This window comes from Streptomyces sp. NPDC048331 (genome assembly GCF_043201215.1).
GTDB lineage: Bacteria > Actinomycetota > Actinomycetes > Streptomycetales > Streptomycetaceae > Streptomyces.
Window position 1 is genome coordinate 170,809 of the sequence record NZ_JBICYT010000008.1, and the last position, 21,257, is coordinate 192,065.

The window sequence follows — 21,257 nt, forward strand, 5'->3', positions numbered from 1 at the left end:
CGTCTCATTCTCCGGATCCGTCCCCGCCTGCTGCGTCAAGGATGCCGGGCAGGGCCCGGACGAACGCGTCCGCCTCGGCCTCGGTGAGTACGTACGGGGGCATGAGCCGTACGACGTCGGGGGCGGGCGCGTTGACCAGGAAGCCGGCGTCCTGAGCCGCCTGCTGCACCCGGGCGGCGAGCGGCTCGGTCAGCACGATACCCAGCAGTAGTCCGGAGCCGCGGACGTGGGAGACCAGGGCGTGGCCCGTGCCCTCGATCCCGGAGCGCAGCCGCTCCCCCCTGGCCTTGACCTGGTCGAGCAGCCCGCCCGTGGCGATCGTGTCGATGACGGCGAGGCCTGCCGCGCAGGCGACCGGGTTCCCGCCGAAGGTGGTGCCGTGCTGGCCCGGCTGGAGCAGGTCCGCGACGGGGCCGAAGGCGACCACCGCGCCGATCGGCAGGCCGCCGCCCAGCCCCTTGGCGAGGGTGACGATGTCGGGCTCGACGTCCTCGTGGGCCTGGTGCTCGAACCACTGGCCGCACCGGCCGATGCCGGTCTGGACCTCGTCGAGGACGAGCAGGGTGCCGGTGGCGCGGGTGATCTCGCGGGCGGCCGTCAGGTACCCGGCGGGGGGTACGACGACGCCGTTCTCGCCCTGGATGGGTTCGATGACGACGAGCGCGGTCTCCTCGGTGACGGCGGCCCGCAGCGCCTCGACGTCGCCGAACGGGACGTGCGTGACGTCGCCGGGCAGCGGCCGGAAGGGCTCCTGCTTCTTGGGCTGGCCGGTGAGCGCGAGGGCGCCCATGGTCCGGCCGTGGAAGCCGCCGTCGGTGGCGACCATGTGGGTCCGCCCGGTCAGCCGGCCGATCTTGAAGGCGGCTTCGACGGACTCGGCGCCCGAGTTGCAGAAGAAGACCTTGCCGGGGCGGCCGAAGAGCTGGAGCAGCCGCTCGCCCAGCGCGACGACCGGCTCGGAGATGAAGAGGTTGGAGACGTGGCCGAGGGTGGAGATCTGCTCGGTCACGGCCGCCACGATCGCCGGGTGGGCGTGGCCGAGGGCGTTGACCGCGATACCGCCGACGAAGTCGGTGTACTGCTTGCCGTCGGCGTCCCATACCTGGGCGCCTTCGCCCCGTACCAGCGCGACCGCGGGGGTGCCGTAGTTGTTGGCGAGTGCGCCCTGCCAGCGTGCCCCGTACTCCTGATTGCCGGTGCCCGTCGTCATTCCGTTCCCCCTGACTGGTGGTCGGGCACGACCATCGTGCCGATGCCGGAGTCCGTGAAGATCTCCAGCAGGATCGAGTGCTGGACCCGTCCGTCGAGCACGCGGGCGGTGTTCACGCCGTTGCGTACGGCGTGCAGGCAGCCCTCCATCTTGGGTGCCATGCCGCTGGACAGCTCGGGCAGGAGCTTCTCCAACTCGCTGACGGTGAGCTTGCTGATGACCTCGTCGCTGTTCGGCCAGTCCGCGTAGAGGCCTTCGACGTCGGTGAGGACCATCAGCGTCTCGGCGCCGAGCGCGGCGGCGAGCGCCGCGGCCGCCGTGTCGGCGTTGACGTTGTAGACGTGGTGGTCGTCGGCGCTGCCCGCGATGGAGGAGATGACCGGGATCCGGCCGTCCGCCAGCAGGGCCTCGATGGCGCCGGTGTCGATGGAGGTGATCTCCCCGACCCGGCCGATGTCGATGACCTCGCCGCCGATCTCCGGGCTGTGCTTGGTCGCGATCATGGTGCGGGCGTCCTCGCCGGTCATGCCGACGGCGAGCGGCCCGTGCTGGTTGAGCAGCCCGACCAGTTCGCGCTGGACGTGGCCCGCCAGGACCATCCGTACGACGTCCATGGCCTCGGGGGTCGTGACGCGCAGCCCCGCCTTGAACTCGCTGACCAGGCCCTGCTTGTCGAGCTGGGCGTTGATCTGGGGGCCGCCGCCGTGCACCACGACCGGCTTGAGGCCGGCCTGGCGCAGGAAGACCACGTCCTGGGCGAACGCGGCCTTGAGCTCGTCGTCGATCATGGCGTTGCCGCCGAACTTGATGACGACGACCTTGCCGTTGTGGCGGGTGAGCCAGGGCAGGGCCTCGATGAGGATCTGCGCCTTGGGCAGGGCGGTGTGCTTGCGGGCGGTGCCGCCGGAGGTGCCGGGCTGGCCGGCCTTCTCGTCGCTCATGAGGAGTAGGCGCTGTTCTCGTGGACGTACTCGGCGGTCAGGTCGTTGCCCCAGATCACGGCGGACTCGTTGCCGTTCGACAGGTCGGCGGTGATCCGGACCTCGCGGCCCTTCATGGAGACCAGGTCGCGGTCGTCGCCGACCGATCCGTTGCGGCAGACCCAGACGTCGTTGATGGCGACGTTCAGCCGGTCCGGGTCGAAGGCGGCCTGGGTGGTGCCGATCGCTGAGAGCACCCGGCCCCAGTTCGGGTCCTCGCCGTGGATGGCGCACTTGAGCAGGTTGTTGCGGGCGATGGAGCGGCCGACCTCGACCGCGTCGTCCTCGGTCAGCGCGCCGACGACCTCGATGCGGATGTCCTTGCTCGCGCCCTCGGCGTCGCCGATGAGCTGGCGGGCCAGGTCGTCGCAGACCTTGCGCACGGCCTCCGCGAAGTCCTCGTACGCCGGTACCTGGCCGGAGGCGCCGGAGGCGAGCAGCAGCACCGTGTCGTTGGTGGACATGCAGCCGTCGGAGTCGACCCGGTCGAAGGTGGTGCGGGTGGCGGCGCGCAGCGCCTTGTCGAGGGTGGCGCTGTCCAGGTCGGCGTCGGTGGTGATGACGACGAGCATGGTGGCCAGGCCCGGGGCGAGCATGCCCGCGCCCTTGGCCATGCCTCCGACGGTCCAGCCGCCCTGCGAGACGGTGGCCGTCTTGTGCACGGTGTCGGTGGTCTTGATGGCGATGGCGGCGGCCTCGCCGCCGTCCGCGGACAGGGCCGCGGCGGCCGTCTCGATGCCGGGGAGGAGCTTGTCCATGGGGAGCAGGACGCCGATCAGGCCGGTGGAGGCGACCGCGATCTCGCCGGCGTTGAAGTCGCCGCCGAGTACCTGCGCGACCTTTTCCGCGGTGGCGTGGGTGTCCTGGAAGCCCTTGGGGCCGGTGCAGGCGTTGGCGCCGCCGGAGTTGAGGACGACCGCGCTGACGGCTGCGCCCCGCAGGACCTGCTCGGACCAGTGTACGGGGGCGGCCTTGACGCGGTTGGAGGTGAAGACGCCCGCGGCGGCCAGACTCGGCCCGTTGTTGACCACGAGGGCCAGGTCGGGGTTGCCGTTGGCCTTGATCCCGGCGGCGATGCCCGCTGCCGTGAATCCCTGTGCTGCCGTGACGCTCACGGTGCGACTCCGATCGTCGAAAGACCCAGGCTCTCGTGAAGCCCCAGGGCGATGTTCATGCTCTGCACCGCGCCGCCGGCGGTGCCCTTGGTCAGGTTGTCGATGGCGCTCACGGCGATGATCCGGCGGGCGGACTCGTCGTAGGCGACCTGGACGTGGACGGCGTTGGAACCGTGGACGGATTTGGTGGACGGCATCCGGCCCTCGGGCAGCAGGTGGACGAAGGGCTCGTCGGCGTAGGCCTTCTCGTACGCGGCGCGCAGCGATTCGGCGGTGGCGCCCGGGAGCGCCTTGGCCGAGCACGTGGCGAGGATGCCGCGCGCCATGGGCACGAGGGTCGGGGTGAAGGAGACCGAGACGCGCTCTCCCGCGAGCGGGCTGAGGTTCTGCACCATCTCGGGCGTGTGGCGGTGTCCGCCGCCCACGCCGTACGGGGTCACGGTGCCCATCACCTCGGCGCCGAGCAGGTGCGGCTTGAGGGCCTTGCCCGCGCCGGAGGTACCGGTGGCGGCGACGATCACGGCCTCCGGCTCGGCGAACTTCCCCTGGTAGGCGGGGAAGAGCGCGAGGGAGACGGCGGTGGGGAAGCAGCCGGGGACGGCGATGCGCCTGGTACCCGCCAGGGCCTCGCGGGCGCCGGGCAGTTCGGGGAGCCCGTAGGGCCAGGTACCGGCGTGCGGGGCGCCGTAGAAGGCGTCCCAGTCGGCGGAGTCCTTGAGCCGGTGGTCGGCGCCCATGTCGACGACGAGGACGTCCTCGCCGAGCTGGGCGGCGACGGCGGCGGACTGGCCGTGCGGGAGGGCGAGGAAGACGACGTCGTGGCCGGCGAGGACCTCGGAGGTGGTCGCCTCGAGCGTGCGTCCGGCCAGCGGCACGAGGTGCGGTTGCAGGGAGCCGAGGAGCTGTCCGGCGTTGGAGTTGCCGGTCAGGGCGCCGATCTCCACCTCGGGGTGCGAGAGCAGCAGGCGCAGGACTTCCCCACCCGCGTATCCGCTCGCACCGGCCACCGCTACACGTACCACCATCGGACCCTCCTCATCGATGGCATGACTATACGTACTGCTGCACGTTTATGCAACGGTCGGATGTGCGGCGGAGGGCGCGGGAAGGTGGCGTACGACCTCGTCGCCCATTGGAAGATGTCTAGCAGGAAAGGTCACGCCGCGCGGGCGATTCGGACGCCCGCTTCGATATTCGGACGCCTGCTTCGATCATCGTGGCCGGCGGCCGGTCGCCGTCGCCTCGGCCAGGGAGTGCCTGAAGCGGCGCGATCGGGTCGACGACCCCGCCCGCGCGGGCGTGGACGCGCAGCCACGGGTCGTGCGGGAGGCCGTCCTCGCGGGTGCGGTACGCGTACTCCCCGATCGGGGTGTCGGGCTCGGCCGGCTTTCCGCTCGGCCGGACCGGTGCCACCACCTCGGCGAACCCTCGGGCCCGGGCGTTCTCCCGCATCGCGGCCGGCATGCGACCGGAGAGCCCTTCGCCCTGCCGGTCACGGGCGACGGTGATCTCGATCGCGCTCACCGTGTCCGGACGCACCCCGCGGCGCAGGTCGGAGAAGGCCCACATGAGCACCCGGTCCCAGCCCTGCGCGGGCAGCTCGCCGTCCCGGCCGGCCTTGTGCAGGGCGAAGGGCAGGCTGTAGCCGGGGGCGACCACCGCGTCCCCGTCCGTGGCGACCAGGACGTAGTCGGCCGGCTCGGCCTCCATGCGCGGGTACAGCAGCCAGGCGAGGGAGTCGTGGCCGGCGAACTGGGGCCACGGGTCGTCCATGTCCCCCAGCCGGTTCGCCAGTTCGGGGCGCTCGGCGAGCCTGGTGATGCGGATCTCGGTCATTCCCGCAGGCCAGGAGGGGGTCACCGCCCTCTCAACCGGATTGTTCCGGGGCCTCCAGGGACAGGTGCCAGCTGCCGGACCAGCCCGTGAGGGTCATCGTGGACAGCGGCCGGACGTCCACGTTCCAGTAGGTCAGCGGGGGCGCCTTCAGCGCGTACACCAGGGCCGCCCGGACCACCGAGGGCTCCGCCACCGCCACGATCGCGCCCCCGTCGTCGGCCGGCCGGGTGTCGAGCCAGCCGCCGATCCGGGAGATGAAGGCGAGCAGGGACTCGCCGCCGTGCGGGGCGGACCGCGGATCGCTGAGCCACAGGTCCACCGCCCCGGGCTCGTGGGCGGTCACCTCGGCCAGGGTCAGCCCCCGCCAGCGGCCCATGTCGCACTCGCGCAGCGCCGGCTGCGCGAGGGGCGCGTATCCGAGGGCCTCGCCCGTGGCCCGGCTGCGCGGGGTCGGCGAGCAGTAGCGCAACTCGGCCGAGCCCAGGGGTACGAGGCCCCGCGCGGCGGACTCCACCGACCGCCACCCGGCTCCGTCCAGCGGGCGGTCGTCGTCGAAGCGCTCGGCGAGCAGCGAGGAACTACGGGCTGCGGCGACGAGCGAGACCCGAACATGCATGCGGTGATGGTGATCCGCATACCGCACCGGGTCAAGCGTCCGGACCGAGGCCGTCCGCCAGGCCGGTGCGCAGCCGCTGGACCGCCTCGACCAGTTCGCCGGGGCCCGAGACCCCGGCGAAGCTCAGCCGGACGTGCGGTCCGGGCGGCTCCGCGCAGAAGTACGGGCGGCCGGGGGCCACCGCCACCCCGGCGCGCAGCGCCGCCGCCGCGAACGCGGTGTCGTCACCGCCCCCGGGCGGCCGCACCCACAACTGGTATCCGCCGTAGGGCAGATACGGCAGCTCCAGCGCGGGCAGCTCCCGGCGCAGGGCCCCCGCGAGCACGTCCCGCCGGTGGCGCAGCTCGGCGGCGACCGTCCGCAGGTGGCGGGGCCAGGCGGGCGCGCCGACGAGTTCCAGGGCGGCCTCCTGGAGCGGCCGGGGCACGAAGAAGGAGTCCACGATCTGGATGGCGCGCAGCCGGTCGACCACCGGGCCCCGGGCGGCCAGGGCGCCCACCCGCAGGCTGGGCGAGGTGGCCTTGGTCAGCGATCGGACGTGCACCACGACCCCGTCCGCGTCCTCGGCGGCCAGGGTCGCGGGCAGGGGACCCGCGCCCTCGTGGACCAGGGACCGGGCGTAGTCGTCCTCGACCACGAAGGCCCCGGCGGCCCGCGCGATCCGCAGCACCTCGGCCCGCCGCCCCGGGGCAAGTACCGCTCCGGTCGGGTTCTGGAACAGCGGCTGGCATACGAACACCCGCGCGCCGGTCGCTTCGAAGGCGGCGGCCAGCAGTTCCGGCCGGACCCCCTCGGCGTCCACCGGGACGGGCACGGGCCGGCAGCCGGAGGCCCTGGCGATGGCCAGCAGCCCGGGGTAGGTCGGGGACTCCACCAGGATCGGCGCGCCGGGCGGGGCGAGCGCCCGCAGCGCGGTGGCCAGCGCGCTCTGCCCGCCCGCGGTGACCAGTACGTCGGCGGCGACGACCGCGCCGCCGATCTCCCGGGCGAACCAGTCGCGCAGCTCGGGCAGCCCCTCCAGGGGTGGCCGCCCCCAGGCTCCGGGCCGCCGTCCGGCCCGGGCCAGCGCGGCCGCCATCGCGCGCTCGGGCTGGAGGGAGCGGTGCAGGTAGCCGCCGTTGAGCTCGATCACCCCGGAGGGCGGCGCGGCCAACGAGCCCAGCACCCCGGTGGCGTCGACGGAGCGCGGGACGATCTCCCCGGCCCCCTCGGCACTGAGCGCCACCTCCTGCCAGGAGGTGTCCCCGGGCGCGGTGGCCGCCGTACGCGGTGCGGCGCGGAAGACCCCCGCGCCGGGCCGGGTGACGACGAGGCCCTCGGCGGCGAGCTGCGCGAGGGCCCGGGAGACGGTGACGGGGCTGACCCGGTAGCGCTCGACCAGGGCCCGACTCGACGGCAGTTTTCCACCGACCGAGTAGCGGTCGACCTCAGCCCGCAGAGATTCGGCCAGTTCCGCCACACTGCTACGCTCGTACATGACAGCACAGAATAGCGCTACTCTCCCGACCACGATAGCGGTCAAGAACCCGGTACGCCGGGGTACCGCGCTCGCCCTGCTCGGCGTCATCGCGTTCTCGCTGACCTTTCCCGCCACCGCCTGGGGACTGGAGAGCTTCGGCCCGTGGTCGCTGGTCGCGCTGCGCAGCGTCCTCGCCGCCGCCATCGCCGGTGCCTTCCTGTCGGCCCGCCGGGTCCCGCTGCCGGCCCGTGCGCACTGGGCGGGCCTCGCCGTCGTGGCGGCCGGGGTGGTGGTGGGCTTCCCGATGCTCACCACCCTCGCGCTGACCACCTCCACGACCTCGCACGCCGCCGTGGTGGTCGGCCTCCTGCCGCTCACCACCGCGGCGCTGTCCGCGGTGCGCACCGGAGCCCGCCCCTCGCGCGCCTTCTGGGCCGCCGCCCTCGCCGGGGCCGCGGTCGTGATCGCGTTCGTCGTGTCCGACGGCACGCTCGCGCAGGGCGGCGGCCTCTCGGCGGGCGACGCCTACCTGTTCGGCGCCCTGCTGGTGTGCGCCGCCGGGTACACCGAGGGCGGCCGCCTCGCCCGGATGCTGCCCGGCTGGCAGGTGATCGGCTGGGCGCTGGTCCTGTGCCTGCCGCTCAGCCTGGCCGGCTCGGTGGCCGGGCTCGCGTACGAGCCCGTGCACCTCACCGGCCACGGGCTCGCCGGACTGATCTGGGCGGCGGCCGGCTCCACCTTCCTCGGCCTGTACGCCTGGTACCGGGGGATGGCCGAGATCGGCGCACCGCGGGCCAGCCAGCTCCAGCTCGCCCAACCGCTGCTCACGCTGGTCTGGTCCGTGGCCCTGCTGGGCGAGCACCTCTCCCCCGCCGCACCGGCCGCCGCCTGCGGCGTCCTCGTCTGCATCGCGGTGACCCAACGGGTCAAATAGGCCCATGACGACCTAAACTGCAAGCACCGGATCGGACCGCCACCGAGGAGGTCAGTTATGCGCGCGACCGAGGGCGACCAGTTGGTGCAGCACGGCAGGATCGTCGGACAGCATGACAAGGTGGGCGAGATCACCCAGGTCCTGGGCGAGAACGGAACCCCCCCGTACCGGGTCCGCTTCCAGGACGGACACGAGGCACTGATGGCTCCCGGACCTGACTGCACGGTCCGCCACCCCTCAGAGCCCACTCACTGAATCAGCGCCGGGACGCCGCCGACCGGTAGTGGTCGGCCACCACCCGGGCCATCGCCCCGTTGGGGTCCGCGGCCACCTGCTTCGCCGAGAAGTAGACGTGGCCGTGGACCTCCGGGTACCCGGCGGCGAAGGTCAGGTGCTTCGACAGCTCCCCGGGGTCGCGCCAGGCCTCGGTGGGGCTGTCCTCGTCGCAGCGGTACAGCGCCTCCCCCACGTACAGGTCCACCTTCGTACCGGCGACGGTCCGCGCCCACCAGGGCACGATGTCGGCGTAGTCGGCGGTCGGGTGCCCGATGTGCCAGTAGGCCTGCGGCACGATGTAGTCGATCCAGCCCTCCCTGACCCACTTGCGGGTGTCGGCGTACAGGTCGTCGTACGTCCCGAGGCCCGCGCGGGTCGGCGAACCGGTCGGGTCCCGGTCGGAGTTGCGCCAGACGGCGAACGGGCTGATCCCGAAGCGTGGAGCCGGCGCCAGCGCCCGCAGCCGCACGGACATCTCGCGGACCAGCGTGTCGATGTTGGCGCGGCGCCAGGCGGCGCGCGAGGCGAAGCCCGCCCCGTACTCCTCGAAGGCCTCGTCGTCGTCGAAGTACTCCCCCGCCACCGGATAGGGGTAGAAGTAGTCGTCCCAGTGCACGGCGTCCAGCGGGTAGCGGGAAACGGCGTCGAACATGGCGTCCTGGACGAAGCGCCGCACCTCGGGCACACCGGGGTTGTAGTAGAGCTTGCCGCCGTACTCCACCGTCCAGTCGGGGTTGCGCCGCGCCGGGTGCGTGGACGTCAGCCGGTCGAGGTCGGTGTGGTTGGCCACGCGGAACGGGTTGAACCAGGCGTGCAGCTCCAGCCCGCGGGCGTGCGCCTCCTTGACGGCGGTTCCCAGTGGGTCCCAGCCGGGATCCACGCCCTGCTCCCCGGTCAGCCACTGCGACCACGGCTCCAGCTTCGAGGGCCAGAGCGCGTCCGCCGCCGGCCGGACCTGGAGGACCACCGCGCCCAGGCGCCGCTCGACCGCGGTGTCGAGGAGGTCGAGCAGCTCCGCGCGCTGGCGCGCCGCGGAGAGCCCGCTCTCGGAGGGCCAGTCCACGTTCGACACGGAGGCGATCCACATCCCGCGGAAGTCGGTGGCGCCGGCCCGCCCTCCGGGGAGCTCGGCGGAGGTCCGTGGCGCAGCGGCCGCGGACCCGGCCGTGGCGGCCGCGATCACCCCCACGGCTCCGGCCAGCAGGGCCCGTCGACCGATGTACGTCATGTGACAGCTCCGTTTCACTGAGTGACATTGCGCGGTGTCCGCCCAGCATGCCCGCCCCGGCCCGCCGCCCGGCGCAAGGTCGGGAGTAACGTCGGGGGGCGTGGCGGGCGCCGGAATCGTACGGGGGACCCGCCGACGGATGAGCTGCGAAAGGCACGAAGTGACTGACCTCCCTTCCGACATCACACGGGTCGGCGTAGTGGGCTGTGGCCAGATGGGCGCGGGTATCGCCGAGGTGTGCGCCCGTAGTGGCCTTGAGGTCAAGGTCGCCGAGACCACCGGCGAAGCCCTGGAGATCGGCCGTACCCGGCTGCACAACTCCCTGACCAAGGCCGCCGAACGCGGCAAGATCACCGAAGAGGAGCGGGACGCCACCCTGGCCCGCCTCACCTTCACCACCGACCTCGGCGAGTTCGCCGACCGTGACCTCGTGATCGAGGCGGTCGTCGAGAACGAGCAGATCAAGACGGAGATCTTCCAGGTCCTCGACCAGGTGATCACCCGCCCGGACGCGATCCTGGCCTCCAACACCTCCTCGATCCCGCTGGTCAAGCTGGCCGTCGCGACCTCGCGGCCGGACCAGGTCATCGGCATCCACTTCTTCAACCCGGCCCCGGTGCAGAAGCTCGTCGAGCTGATCCCGGCGCTGACCACGGGCGAGGACACGGTCAAGCGGGCCGAGGCCCTGGTGCGGGACGTGCTGGGCAAGCACGCGGTCCGCGCCCAGGACCGGTCCGGGTTCGTCGTCAACGCGCTCCTCGTCCCGTACCTGCTCTCCGCGATCAGGATGTTCGAGTCGGGCATCGCCAGCCGTGAGGACATCGACAACGGCATGGAGCTGGGCTGCGCCCACCCGATGGGCCCGCTCAAGCTGTCCGACCTGATCGGCCTGGACACCATCGCGTCGATCGCCGACTCGATGTACGCCGAGTACAAGGAGCCGCTGTACGCCGCTCCCCCGCTGCTCCAGCGCATGGTCGACGCCGGCCGGCTGGGCCGCAAGACGGGCGCGGGCTTCTACCCGTACGGCTGATCCGTACGGTCGGCCCTTACGGTCGGCCGAGGCGCAGGTGGTGCAGCAGGAGCAGCCCGGCCGCCATGTTGGCGGCCGGGATCTCTCCTCGGGCGATCATGGCCGGCACGCGACCCAGCGGGACCCACTCCCGCCGCGAGGACTCGAAGTCGTCCTGGGGATGCCCTATGTGGGTGGCCCCGTCCGCCCAGAAGAGGTGGTGACGGGCATCGGTCAGTCCGTTGGACGGCTCGACGGTCATGAGGTGGTGGAGCGGGCCGGGTCGCCAGCCCGACTCCTCCTCCATCTCGCGGGCCGCCGCGTCCGCGATGTCCTCGCCGTCCTCGACCACTCCGGCGGGCAGTTCCCAGCCCCAGCTGTCGGTGATGAAGCGGTGCCGCCAGAGCAGCAGCACCTCGTCGGCCTCGTTGACGGCCGTCGCGACGGCAACCGGCCGCAGCCGGATCACGAAGTGGTCCAGATGCCGGCCGTCGGGAAGTTCCACATCGGCGAGGTTCACGTCGAACCAACGGTTCTTGTACACGGTCTGCTCACTCAGATTCGTCCACTGCACGGTTGTGCCACCTTCCGTTCGAGTAGGTGGCAACATGGCAGCAGTTCGGCCCGTCACAGCGGAACGCGCAACGCCCCGTCGATGAGCCGCGCGGTCTCCTCCGCACCCGTGCAACCGCTGGTCAGAAGCTGTTCGCGGACCGCCCGCAACCGGTCGCGCAGACGCAGCGACTCCATTCCCTTGGCCCGCTCGGCCATCTCGGCCGCGGACGCCGCGGCCCGGTCCGCCTCCCCCTGCCGCAGCTGGATCTCGCACAGCATCGCCAGCCGGTGCACCCGGCCCCGGTCGTGCGCCGGCGTGCCGACGGCCGCGGTCGCCTGGACCCGCGCGGCTTCCAGATCGCCCAGACTGAGCAGCGCTTCGGCGACCTGGACGTTGACGAGTCCCGGTTGTACGTAGCCGGTCTCGTCCGGTTCGCTGCCCGGGCTGATCCGCTCGGCGGCCGCCTCCGCCTTGCGGATGCAGGCCATGGCGGCCCCGGTGTCGCCGAGTTGGGCGTAGGCCTTGGCCTGCATCGCGTAGAGGTCGGCGGCCAGCGCCGGGGTGGTGTGCCGGCCGGCCGCGCGCAGCGCGGCCTCGGCGAAGGCGACGGCCTGACGGTACTCCCGCAGGTGCAGCGACTGGTTGACGATCAGCGCGATGACGTACGCCCCGAGGCCCCGGTCCCCGCTCGCCTTGGCCAGGCGCAGGGCCTGGTGGAAGTAGCGCTGGGCGAGGCCGTGGGCGTCCGAGTCGTACGCGCAGATCCCCGCCACCGCCACCAGGGACCCCGTGGCGCGGTGCAGCCGGCGGCCCAGGTCGTCGGAGTAGCTCCCGCGCAGCAGGGGCGCGGTCTCGCTGCCCAGGAAGCGGACGATCCGGTCCCGTGTGGCCAGGCCCCCGGCCCGGCGGTACATCAGCTCGTAATGGGCGCGGGCGGCCTTCAGGATCTCGATGTGCTCGGGACCGACCGGATGGGGGCCCTCACGGGAGACGTCGGAGTCCTCGGGCGGATTCTCCCATTCCCACACCGGGATGACGGCGGGCGTCCCGGTGACCGCCTCGGCGGCGAGCAGTTGGGGGCGGGCCTGGACGTCGGAACGCCACAGGGCGGCGGCCCGGTCCACGAACCCGCTGAGCGGCGAGGCGTGCAGCGGGACGGGCTGGTCCGCCGCGCCGAGCCCGATGTCGTCCAGCCCCAGGGGACGCCGCAGCCTCCCGCCGAGCACCTCGCAGATCAGGTCGGGAACCTGACCACGGGGTCGCTGTCCCTTCAACCACCGGGTCACGGCGGTGTGTTCGTAGCGCAGGGCGAGACCGCGGGTGCGGCCTGCCTGGTTCACGTACGCGGCGAGTCCGGCGTGGGACATGCCCGCCTCGGCGAGGAGGGCGTCGAGCAGGACATTGGGCTGCATGGGCCGCTCCAAGGGCTCGTCGGTCTCAGGCTAGTGGGTGCGCGGTTCACACGGGGTGTGAACCGCGTACGCGCATAAATGCGATGCGCACTCTGCCGCGCGGACCCGTGGAGGCGCTTCACTGAAGAGCCTCGCCAAGAGGTAGCTCGGGTCGTCGGCTCCCCCTCGTACAGTGCGACGACCCGTCACCGCGCCGCCCGTTCTGCTGTCTGCCCGACACTCCATGGCAGGCGGGCGGCGCGTTCCGGCCCCGCCGGCGCCCGGTTGGTCGCCGCGCCCCGGCAGGGGCCGGGCCGAGAGCGCGCGCCGGGCTCATCCACCGGGCCCGGCGCGCGCGTCCGGGACCTTGGCAGGGCCCCTGGTCAGGACCGGCCGTCGCGGAGCGCCGGCAGGGCGACGTCGTCGGCGAGCCGCCCGCCGGTCTGCCGGAGCAGGGCGGCGTGCACGCCCGCCACCAGCCGCGTGGGCGTGGCCGCCGCCTCCTGCGCGAGGACGCCCGCCGGTCCGGAGGACCGGCCGGACCGATTGTGCCGACCGGCCGGCGCCCCCGACGCGGCCACCGCGGTTCTCACCCGAACGAGTGAGGGGCAGGTCCGGTGGTCCGGACCTGCCCCTCACGCGCGTACGAAGCGGCTACGCGCCCCGGAGCACCGCCCCGGTCCGCTCGCCCGCCAGGGCCACCGCCGCGTCACGCGCGGCCGTGGACTCCTCGGCGGTCAGCGTCCGGTCGGCCGCGCGGAAGCGCAGCGCGTAGGCCAGGGACTTCTTGCCCTCGCCGACCTGCTCACCGGTGAACACGTCGAACAGCCGCAGCGATTCGAGGAGTTCGCCCGCGCCCTTGCGCAGCGCGGCCTCCACCGAGGACGCCGGGACCGAGGCGTCGACGATCAGCGCCACGTCCTGGGTCGCCACCGGGAAGGAGGAGATCCGCGGCGCCTGGAGGGCCTCGCCACCGGCCGCCGCGAGGCGGTCCAGGTCGATCTCCATCGCGCTGGTGCGGGCCGGCAGGCCCATCGCCTTGACCACACGCGGGTGCAGCTCACCGGCGTGGCCGATGACCTGCTCGACCCCGCCGAGGGTGACGACCAGCTCGGCACACCGGCCGGGGTGCCAGGGGCCGTACTGGCCCTGGCGGACCACCAGCTCGGCGCCGGCCTCGACGGCCAGCACACGGGCGGCCTGGACCGCGTCCGCCCAGTCGGCCGGACGGCCCTTGCCCCACCAGCCGGCCTGCTCGCGCGCACCGGCCAGCACGACCGCGGCGTACCGCGGCTGCGCGGGCAGGGCCGCGTTCAGGGTGGCGATCTCCTCGTCCGTGGGACGCCGGTCGACGGGCAGCCGTACGGCGACACCCGGCCGGGCGGCGGCCCGGAAGACCGAACCGGTCTCGAAGAGCGCGAGGTCGTGGCTGCCCCGGCTGTCGTTGCGGCGCAGCGCGCCGAGCAGACCCGGCAGGAGCGTGGTGCGCAGCGCCGGCTCCTCGTCGGAGATCGGGTTGACCAGCTTGACGACCTGACGGGCGACGTCGTGCGCCGGGAGCTGGAGCTGGTCGAAGACGCCCTCACCGATGAACGGGTAACTGAGAGCCTCGACGTAGCCCGAGCCGGCCAGCGCGCGGCCGACCCGGCGGTGCAGCTGCTGCCGGGCGGTCAGACCGCGGCCGGAGGGCACCTGCGGGAGGGTCGACGGGAGGTTCCCGTAGCCCTCCAGCCGGATGACCTCTTCGGCGAGGTCGTTGGGCGCGGCGAGGTCGGGCCGCCACGAGGGGACGGTGACGACGAGCTCGTCCTGGCCGTAGACGTCGCAGCCGATCTCCTGGAGGCGGCGTACGACGGTCTCGCGGCCGTACTCCATGCCCGCCACCCGGTCCGGGTGGTCCGCGGGCATGGCGATGGTGCGCGGCGCGCCCGGGGCGAGGACCTCGGTGACGCCCGCCTCGGCGGTGCCGCCCGCGAGGAGCACGAGCAGGTCGACGGTCCGCTGCGCGGCCGCGGCGGCGGCCTGCGGGTCGACGCCCCGCTCGAAGCGCTTGGAGGCCTCGGAGGACAGCTTGAGGCGACGGGCGGTGCGCGAGATCGACACGGAGTCGAAGTGCGCGGCCTCGATGACGACGTCCGTGGTCCCCGTGACCTGGCCGGTCTCGGGGTCGGTGACGGAGTCGGCGATCTCGGTGTTGGCGCCGCCCATGACACCGGCGAGGCCGATCGGCCCGCTGTTGTCGGTGATCACCAGGTCCTCGGCGTCCAGCGTGCGCTTGACGCCGTCGAGGGTGGTGAACTTCTCGCCCTGCTCGGCACGGCGGACACCGATGGTGCCGTCGATGGCGGCGCGGTCGTAGGCGTGCAGCGGCTGGCCGAGCTCGAGCATCACGTAGTTGGTGATGTCCACGGCGAGCGAGATCGGACGCATGCCCGCCTTCTGCAGGCGGCGGGTCAGCCAGATCGGGGAGCGCGCGTCGGGGTCGAGGCCGGTCACCGTGCGGGCGGTGAAGCGGTCGCAGCCGGTCGGGTCGTCGACCTTGACCGGGTAGCCGTACGAGTTCGGGCCGGGCACGTCGAGCAGCGCCGGGTCGCGCAGCGGCAGGCCGTAGGCGGTGGCCGCCTCACGGGCGACACCGCGCATGGACATGCAGTAGCCGCGGTCCGGGGTGATGTCGATGTCGAGGACCTCGTCGACGAGCTGGAGCAGCTCGATCGCGTCGGTGCCGACCTCGTGCTCGGGCGGCAGCACGATGATGCCGTGCGTGCCGTCGTCGCCCATGCCCAGCTCGTCGCCGGAGCAGATCATGCCGTGCGAGGTGCGGCCGTAGGTCTTGCGCGCGGCGATCGCGAAATCGCCGGGCAGGACCGCGCCGGGCAGCACCACGACGACCTTGTCGCCGACGGCGAAGTTCCGGGCGCCGCAGACGATCTCCTGCGGCTCACCGGTGCCGTTGGCCCGACCGACGTCGACCGTGCAGAAGCGGATCGGCTTGCGGAAGCCCTCCAGCTCCTCGATGGTCAGCACCTGACCGACGACGAGCGGGCCCTTGAGGCCGCCGCCGAGCTGCTCGACGGTCTCGACCTCGAGGCCGGCGTCGACCAGCTTGGCCGCCACGTCACGGCCGGTTTCACCCGCGGGGAGATCGACGTACTCCCGCAGCCAGGAAAGCGGGACGCGCATCAGATCTCACTCCCGAACGGCCGGGTGAAGCGAACGTCACCCTCGACCATGTCTCGCATGTCTTCGACGTTGTGGCGGAACATCAGCATCCGTTCGATGCCGAACCCGAAGGCGAACCCGCTGTACTTCTCGGGGTCCACACCGCAGGCGACGAGCACCTTGGGGTTGACCATGCCGCAGCCGCCGAGCTCGATCCAGCCCTCGCTGGAGCAGGTACGGCACGGGCGGTCGGGGTTGCCCACCGACTCGCCGCGACACACGTAGCACTGCATGTCCATCTCGGCGGACGGCTCGGTGAAGGGGAAGAAGTGCGGGCGCAGCCGCGTGGTGGTGCCCTCGCCGAAGAGCTCCTGGACCATGTGGTCCATGGTGCCCTTGAGGTCGGCCATGGTCAGGCCCTCGTCCACGGCGAGCAGCTCGACCTGGTGGAAGACCGGGGTGTGCGTCGCGTCGAGCTCGTCGGTGCGGTACACCCGGCCGGGGCAGACGATGTAGACGGGGGGCTTGCGCTCCAGCAGCGAACGCGCCTGCACCGGGGAGGTGTGGGTGCGCAGCACGACACCGGACTCGTCGCCCTGGGTGCCCTCGGGCCCCTGGACGAAGAAGGTGTCCTGCATCTGGCGCGCCGGGTGGTCGGGCGTGAAGTTGAGGGCGTCGAAGTTGAACCACTCGGCCTCCACCTCCGGTCCCTCGGCGACCTCGTAGCCCATGGCCACGAAGATGTCCGCGATCCGGTCCATCAGCGTGGTCAGGGGGTGCCGGGCGCCGGCGGGGACGCGGTCGTAGGGCAGCGTGACGTCCACGGCCTCCTCGACCAGCACCCGCTCGTCGCGCTCCGCCTCGAGCGCGACCGTGCGGGCCCCGAAGGCCTTGTTCACGGCGCCGCGGGCCTGTCCCACGCGCTTGCCCGCCTCGGCCTTGGCCTGGGGGGGCAGCGCGCCGATCTCGCGGTTGGCGAGCGCCAGGGGCGAGCGGTCGCCCATGTGCGCGGTCTTCGCCTCACGCAGCGCGTCGAGGTCGCCGGCGGACGCGAAGGCGGCGAGCGCCTCGTCCCGCATGCGCTCGATCTCTTCCGGTTTCAGTGCCTCGACCTCGACAGGGTCGTACGACTTGTTCGGTGCCGACATCTCTTCCCGTACTTCCGATGGCTGGCTGGTTGGGTCCCCCGCGCGACGCGCAGGACGCGCTCGGCACAAGGACACAAAGGTGCCAAAGGACGAGTCTAAAGGTCGCTGGGGGTGAAGGAGCCCGTGGGCCGCCTGCCGAGACGCTCCGCAGGACTACTGCGTGAGGTACGCGGGCGCGCTCACGGGCAGGATAAATCGGAACTCGGCGCCGCCGCCCGGGCCGCGGCCGACCGTGATGGTCCCGCCGTGGGCCTCCACGATGCCCTTGACGATGTACAGGCCCAGGCCGGTGCCGCCGCGCTTGCTCCCCCGCCAGAAGCGGGTGAAGACGCGGCCCATCGACTCCTCGGGGATCCCGGGGCCTTCGTCGGACACGGTGACGGCGGTTCCCTTCTCATGCGGCGACACCCCGATGGTGACCGTTCCTTCGCCGTGGCGCACCGCATTTTCCAGGAGGTTGCCGAGGATCTGGTCGATCTTGTCCGGATCGGCCCACAGGTCGGGGAGCGGACGACTGACGCTCACGAGGAACCGCTCGGGGGCCTGCCCGTTCGCGGTGAGCGCCTGCACGTGCCGGCCGACGGCGGTGGCGATGTCGACGGGCTGGCGGCGCACCTCCAGGCGGCCGGAGTCGATGCGGGAGATGTCGAGCAGCTCGGCGATGAGCCGGGTGACGCGGTTGGCGTCGGCGTCGACGGTCTCCAGCATCAGCCGCTTCTGGTCGTCGGTGAACCGCTCCCACTTGGCGAGCAGGGTGGCGGTGAAGCCCTTGACCGAGGTCAGCGGGGAACGCAGCTCGTGCGCGACGGTGGCGATCAGCTCGGCGTGGCTGCGCTCGGTGCGCCGGCGGGCCTCGGTACCGCGCAGGGTGACCACGAGGCGGCGCAGCGGGCCGGTGGGCTGTGTACGGACGTAGCTGGCGGAGACCAGCACCTCGCGGCCGCCGGGGAGCAGCAGGTTCCGCTCGGGCTGTCCGCGACGGGTCGCGAGGCCCCCGTACGGGTCGGTCACCGCCCACCAGCGGCGGCCTTCGAGGTCCTCCAGCGGAAGGGCCCGTTCGATGGGCGCGCCGAGCGCCTGGGCGGGGTCGATCGCCGTCATCCGGGCGGCGGCCCGGTTGAAGCAGATCACGCGCCCGGAGGCATCGGCGACGACGAGCCCGTCGGGCAGGCAGTCGGGGTCGATCCCGAAGCCGAGCGCCTCCCCGGGGGCACCGCCGCCGAGGACGGCCCCGCGGGCCGTGCCCTGCGGCGGTACGCCGCGCAGCGCTTCGGAGGCGGGTACGGGGGGCACGGGATCGACGGGCCCGCCCGTACGGGCGCAGGGGCCGACGGGCACCGGCGGACCGGCCGTCGTGCCGGCCCCCGGCGAGCTGTTCGTACCGACGGTCATGTCCCCGTACCCCACATCTCCGAGTAGCGCAGTGGGCCCCCCGGGCCGCCACACTACTAGCTGGGGGTCACAGAGCGGCACCCTCCGGGCGCCCGCTGTGCACGCGCGGACGCGTAGAGGCACACGGCGGCGGCCGTCGCCAGGTTCAGGCTCTCCGCCTTTCCGTGGATCGGGACCCGTACGACGGCGTCCGCCAGGGCCCTGGTCTCCTCCGGCAGACCCCAGGCCTCGTTGCCGAAGACCCAGGCGGAGGGCCCGCCCATGGTGCCCGCGTCCAGCTCGGCGTCGAGGTCGTCCTCGCCCGCGCCGTCGGCCGCCAGGATCCGCACGCCCGCCGCTCGGAGCCCCTCGACGGCCTGCTCGACCGGAACGCCGACGGCGACCGGGAGGTGGAAGAGGGAGCCCACGGAGGCCCGTACCGACTTGGGGTTGTAGAGGTCCACGGAGGCGTCGGTCAGCACGACCGCGTCGGCGCCGGCGGCGTCCGCGCAACGCAGCACCGTACCGGCGTTGCCGGGGTCACGGACGTGCGCGAGGACGGCGACGAGCTTGGGCCGGGCCTTCAGGATCTCCTCGAACGGGGAGTCCAGGAAGTGGCAGACACCGACCAGGCCCTGCGGCGTGACGGTCTGGGAGACCTCGGCGAGCACCTCGTCGGAGGCGTAGTGCACCCGGGCGCCCGCGTCCAGGGCGGCCTCGATGATCCCGGAGTAGCGCTCGGCGGCCTCGACGGTGGCGAACAGCTCGATCAGGGTCGACTCGCCCGTGGGACCGCGGTGCTCGACGGCCTCGCGGACGGCCTGCGGGCCCTCGGCGATGAAGCGGCGCTCCTTGGTGCGGAAGTTGCGCCGCGCCAGACGCCTGGCGGCGGCCACCCGCGTGGATCGGGGGGAGATCAGCTCGTCGGGGTGACCCATGGTGTCTGCGGTTCTCTCTCGGGGTTCCGGGCTCGGGGTTCCGGGCGGGGCGGGAGGGCGGCGGCGCGGGGCGGGCTGCGGGGGCAGCGGGGCGGGCGGCAGGCCGGGGGGCGCGGGGGCGGGGGCGCGGCGCGGAAAGCACACGGACCCGCAGGCGTATGCCTGCGGGTCCGTGGGGGCCGGCCCTGTGCGATCCGGGCCGGCTAGCCCTTAGGCAGCGGCCTTGGGGGCGTTGACGTCGGCCGGAAGCGCCTTCTGCGCGACCTCGACGAGCGCGGCGAACGCGTTGGCGTCGTTGACGGCCAGCTCCGCGAGGATCTTGCGGTCCACCTCGATGTTGGCGGCCTTCAGACCCTGGATGAGGCGGTTGTACGTCATGCCGTTCTGGCGGGCAGCGGCGTTGATGCGCTGGATCCACAGCTGACGGAAGTCGCCCTTGCGCTTCTTGCGGTCGTTGAAGTTGTAGACCAGCGAGTGGGTGACCTGCTCCTTGGCCTTGCGGTACAGGCGCGAACGCTGACCGCGGTAGCCGGAGGCCGCCTCGAGGATCGCCCGGCGCTTCTTGTGGGCGTTTACTGCCCGCTTGACGCGTGCCACTTTTTAACTCCTTGTAGCGGGGCCGCGGGTGTCTTCACACGGCCCGAAATTCGATGGGGTCCCGGTCTCGACGTGCGTCCGCTCCCGGTAGCGGGAGCGGCGACGTCAGATGCCGAGAAGCTTCTTGATCTTCGCGGCGTCGCCGGGAGCCATCTCCGCGTTGCCGGTCAGGCGGCGGGTGACACGGGACGACTTGCCCTCGAGCAGGTGGCGCTTGCCGGCGCGCTCGCGGAGCACCTTGCCGGAGCCGGTGACCTTGAAACGCTTCTTGGTACCGCTGTGCGTCTTGTTCTTCGGCATGGCGCCGTTATCTCCTCGTCGGTGGCGCTCCCACCGGTCCGGTACGGGACCGGCTTACGGGAGCGTCATATTGTGTCGGGTGATCCGGGACGGGCGTCCTGGAATCAGGCCTCGGCGTTCGCCTCGTCGGCCGGAGCCTCTTCGGCAGCGGCCTCGGTGGCCTCGGCGGAGGCGACCTCGGTGGTGTCCTCGACCTCGACTGCGGCTTCCTCGGAAGCAGCCTCGTCGTCGGCGAGGGCGACACCCTGGCGCTCGGCCTTGCGGGCGGCCTGCGCCTCGCGGGCTTCGGCCATCGCCTCGGTCTTCTTCTTGTGCGGACCGAGGACCATGATCATGTTTCGGCCGTCCTGCTTCGGGTTCGACTCGATGAACCCGAGGTCCTCGACGTCCGATGCGAGGCGCTGCAGCAGTCGGTAGCCGAGTTCCGGCCGGGACTGCTCGCGACCACGGAACATGATCGTGATCTTGACCTTGTCGCCCTGCTTGAGGAACCGAACGACGTGACCCTTCTTGGTGTCATAGTCGTGCGGGTCGATCTTCGGCCGGAGCTTCATTTCCTTGATGACCGTGTGCGCCTGGTTCTTGCGCGCCTCACGGGCCTTCATGGCCGACTCGTACTTGAACTTGCCGTAGTCCATGAGCTTGCAGACCGGCGGGCGTGCGGACGCCGCGACCTCGACCAGGTCGAGGTCGTACTCCTGCGCGAGCTCGAGCGCCTTGGCAAGCGGCACGATGCCGACCTGCTCGCCGCTGGGACCGACAAGCCGTACCTCGGGAACGCGAATCCGGTCGTTGATGCGGGGCTCGGTGCTGATGGATCCTCCTCGGTAGCACCACACGACTGTCTGGCAGACAGCCGCTGACGTGTATTTCCGTCAGACCTACCGCGGCGGAGAATGAAAAAAGCCCCGCCGGGCACAGGCAGGGGCTCCAAAACAACCGGAACACCGCCGCGTGCGAACCGCGGGGCGTAGACTCGGGCAGCTTTCCATCGTCCGTACGGAACGATGGATGCCGCCTGACCGGTGACCCGCCGCCCCGGAGGGCAGTCAGGTGGGAGAACGGAGCCTCCACTTGTGGGCCGGGCACATAAGTGTCCGGCCGGTCGAAGTACATACTAGCACCCGC

At 72.4% G+C, this 21,257-nt stretch carries 21 protein-coding genes; 3 read left to right on the top strand and 18 right to left on the bottom strand.

Annotation, left to right across the window (positions count from 1 at the left end; all coding sequences use genetic code 11):
- Positions 1 to 4 precede the first annotated feature (4 nt).
- From ACGFYY_RS15025 to ACGFYY_RS15055, 7 genes are all read right to left on the bottom strand, one after another.
- On the bottom strand, positions 5 to 1,210 hold the full coding sequence (locus ACGFYY_RS15025) for an acetylornithine transaminase (protein ID WP_365268000.1): 1,206 nt from the start codon (positions 1,208 to 1,210) through the stop codon (positions 5 to 7).
- The gene (gene argB / locus ACGFYY_RS15030) at positions 1,207 to 2,151 is read right to left on the bottom strand and encodes an acetylglutamate kinase (RefSeq protein ID WP_393709485.1); all 945 of its coding nucleotides are present in this window, start codon (positions 2,149 to 2,151) and stop codon (positions 1,207 to 1,209) included. Before argB ends, ACGFYY_RS15025 begins: the two co-directional genes overlap by 4 nt.
- Positions 2,148 to 3,305 carry a bifunctional glutamate N-acetyltransferase/amino-acid acetyltransferase ArgJ gene (gene argJ / locus ACGFYY_RS15035; protein WP_393709487.1) on the bottom strand — a complete coding sequence of 386 codons (1,158 nt, stop codon included), beginning with the start codon at positions 3,303 to 3,305 and terminating at the stop codon, positions 2,148 to 2,150. Before argJ ends, argB begins: the two co-directional genes overlap by 4 nt.
- Positions 3,302 to 4,330: an N-acetyl-gamma-glutamyl-phosphate reductase gene (gene argC / locus ACGFYY_RS15040; protein ID WP_393709489.1), complete on the bottom strand. Its 1,029-nt coding sequence runs from the start codon at positions 4,328 to 4,330 to the stop codon at positions 3,302 to 3,304. Before argC ends, argJ begins: the two co-directional genes overlap by 4 nt.
- A gap of 118 nt (positions 4,331 to 4,448) precedes the next feature.
- Positions 4,449 to 5,141 carry an N-acetyltransferase gene (locus ACGFYY_RS15045; RefSeq protein WP_393709491.1) on the bottom strand — a complete coding sequence of 231 codons (693 nt, stop codon included), beginning with the start codon at positions 5,139 to 5,141 and terminating at the stop codon, positions 4,449 to 4,451.
- A gap of 31 nt (positions 5,142 to 5,172) precedes the next feature.
- On the bottom strand, positions 5,173 to 5,757 hold the full coding sequence (locus tag ACGFYY_RS15050) for a histidine phosphatase family protein (protein ID WP_393709493.1): 585 nt from the start codon (positions 5,755 to 5,757) through the stop codon (positions 5,173 to 5,175).
- Between the two features lie 31 nt (positions 5,758 to 5,788).
- Complete coding sequence (locus ACGFYY_RS15055; protein ID WP_393709495.1) at positions 5,789 to 7,234, bottom strand: PLP-dependent aminotransferase family protein; 1,446 nt, start codon at positions 7,232 to 7,234, stop codon at positions 5,789 to 5,791.
- Here ACGFYY_RS15055 and ACGFYY_RS15060 point away from each other — a divergent pair.
- Together ACGFYY_RS15060 and ACGFYY_RS15065 are read left to right on the top strand one after the other, a co-directional pair.
- Positions 7,233 to 8,150 (top strand): DMT family transporter, encoded by a 918-nt coding sequence (locus ACGFYY_RS15060; RefSeq protein WP_393709497.1) that lies wholly within the window; start codon positions 7,233 to 7,235, stop codon positions 8,148 to 8,150. The genes ACGFYY_RS15055 and ACGFYY_RS15060 overlap by 2 nt on opposite strands.
- A gap of 57 nt (positions 8,151 to 8,207) precedes the next feature.
- Positions 8,208 to 8,405, top strand: a complete 198-nt coding sequence (locus ACGFYY_RS15065) for a DUF1918 domain-containing protein (RefSeq protein ID WP_030010502.1) — start codon at positions 8,208 to 8,210, stop codon at positions 8,403 to 8,405.
- A gap of 1 nt (position 8,406) precedes the next feature.
- Here the strand turns inward: ACGFYY_RS15065 and ACGFYY_RS15070 are convergent, their stop codons facing one another.
- Entirely contained in the window at positions 8,407 to 9,654 is a 1,248-nt protein-coding gene (locus ACGFYY_RS15070; protein ID WP_393709500.1) for a glycoside hydrolase family 10 protein, read from the bottom strand.
- Positions 9,655 to 9,793: 139 nt separating this feature from the next.
- Between ACGFYY_RS15070 and ACGFYY_RS15075 the strand changes: the two genes are divergently transcribed.
- Positions 9,794 to 10,687 carry a 3-hydroxybutyryl-CoA dehydrogenase gene (locus ACGFYY_RS15075; protein WP_365267987.1) on the top strand — a complete coding sequence of 298 codons (894 nt, stop codon included), beginning with the start codon at positions 9,794 to 9,796 and terminating at the stop codon, positions 10,685 to 10,687.
- 16 nt (positions 10,688 to 10,703) lie between these two features.
- On the opposite strand, the gene ACGFYY_RS15080 is transcribed toward ACGFYY_RS15075, so the two are convergent.
- From ACGFYY_RS15080 to infC, 10 genes are all read right to left on the bottom strand, one after another.
- On the bottom strand, positions 10,704 to 11,240 hold the full coding sequence (locus tag ACGFYY_RS15080) for an NUDIX hydrolase (RefSeq protein ID WP_393709502.1): 537 nt from the start codon (positions 11,238 to 11,240) through the stop codon (positions 10,704 to 10,706).
- Positions 11,241 to 11,293: 53 nt separating this feature from the next.
- Positions 11,294 to 12,634 (bottom strand): transcriptional regulator, encoded by a 1,341-nt coding sequence (locus ACGFYY_RS15085; RefSeq protein ID WP_393709504.1) that lies wholly within the window; start codon positions 12,632 to 12,634, stop codon positions 11,294 to 11,296.
- Between the two features lie 362 nt (positions 12,635 to 12,996).
- A complete protein-coding gene (locus ACGFYY_RS15090; protein WP_393709506.1) occupies positions 12,997 to 13,206 on the bottom strand; it encodes a hypothetical protein in 210 nt (69 codons plus the stop codon).
- 61 nt (positions 13,207 to 13,267) lie between these two features.
- Positions 13,268 to 15,796: a phenylalanine--tRNA ligase subunit beta gene (gene pheT / locus ACGFYY_RS15095; protein WP_393709508.1), complete on the bottom strand. Its 2,529-nt coding sequence runs from the start codon at positions 15,794 to 15,796 to the stop codon at positions 13,268 to 13,270.
- On the bottom strand, positions 15,796 to 16,923 hold the full coding sequence (pheS, locus tag ACGFYY_RS15100; protein WP_030012061.1) for a phenylalanine--tRNA ligase subunit alpha: 1,128 nt from the start codon (positions 16,921 to 16,923) through the stop codon (positions 15,796 to 15,798). Before pheS ends, pheT begins: the two co-directional genes overlap by 1 nt.
- Before the next feature lie 153 nt (positions 16,924 to 17,076).
- A complete protein-coding gene (locus ACGFYY_RS15105) occupies positions 17,077 to 18,315 on the bottom strand; it encodes an ATP-binding protein (RefSeq protein WP_393709511.1) in 1,239 nt (412 codons plus the stop codon).
- 56 nt (positions 18,316 to 18,371) lie between these two features.
- Entirely contained in the window at positions 18,372 to 19,232 is an 861-nt protein-coding gene (locus tag ACGFYY_RS15110; protein ID WP_365267974.1) for an RNA methyltransferase, read from the bottom strand.
- 210 nt (positions 19,233 to 19,442) lie between these two features.
- Positions 19,443 to 19,829 (bottom strand): 50S ribosomal protein L20, encoded by a 387-nt coding sequence (gene rplT / locus ACGFYY_RS15115; RefSeq protein ID WP_007263143.1) that lies wholly within the window; start codon positions 19,827 to 19,829, stop codon positions 19,443 to 19,445.
- 105 nt (positions 19,830 to 19,934) lie between these two features.
- Positions 19,935 to 20,129, bottom strand: a complete 195-nt coding sequence (gene rpmI / locus ACGFYY_RS15120) for a 50S ribosomal protein L35 (protein WP_365267972.1) — start codon at positions 20,127 to 20,129, stop codon at positions 19,935 to 19,937.
- A 104-nt stretch (positions 20,130 to 20,233) separates the two neighbouring features.
- Positions 20,234 to 20,968, bottom strand: a complete 735-nt coding sequence (gene infC, locus ACGFYY_RS15125) for a translation initiation factor IF-3 (protein WP_365267970.1) — start codon at positions 20,966 to 20,968, stop codon at positions 20,234 to 20,236.
- Between the last annotated feature and the right edge of the window lie 289 nt (positions 20,969 to 21,257).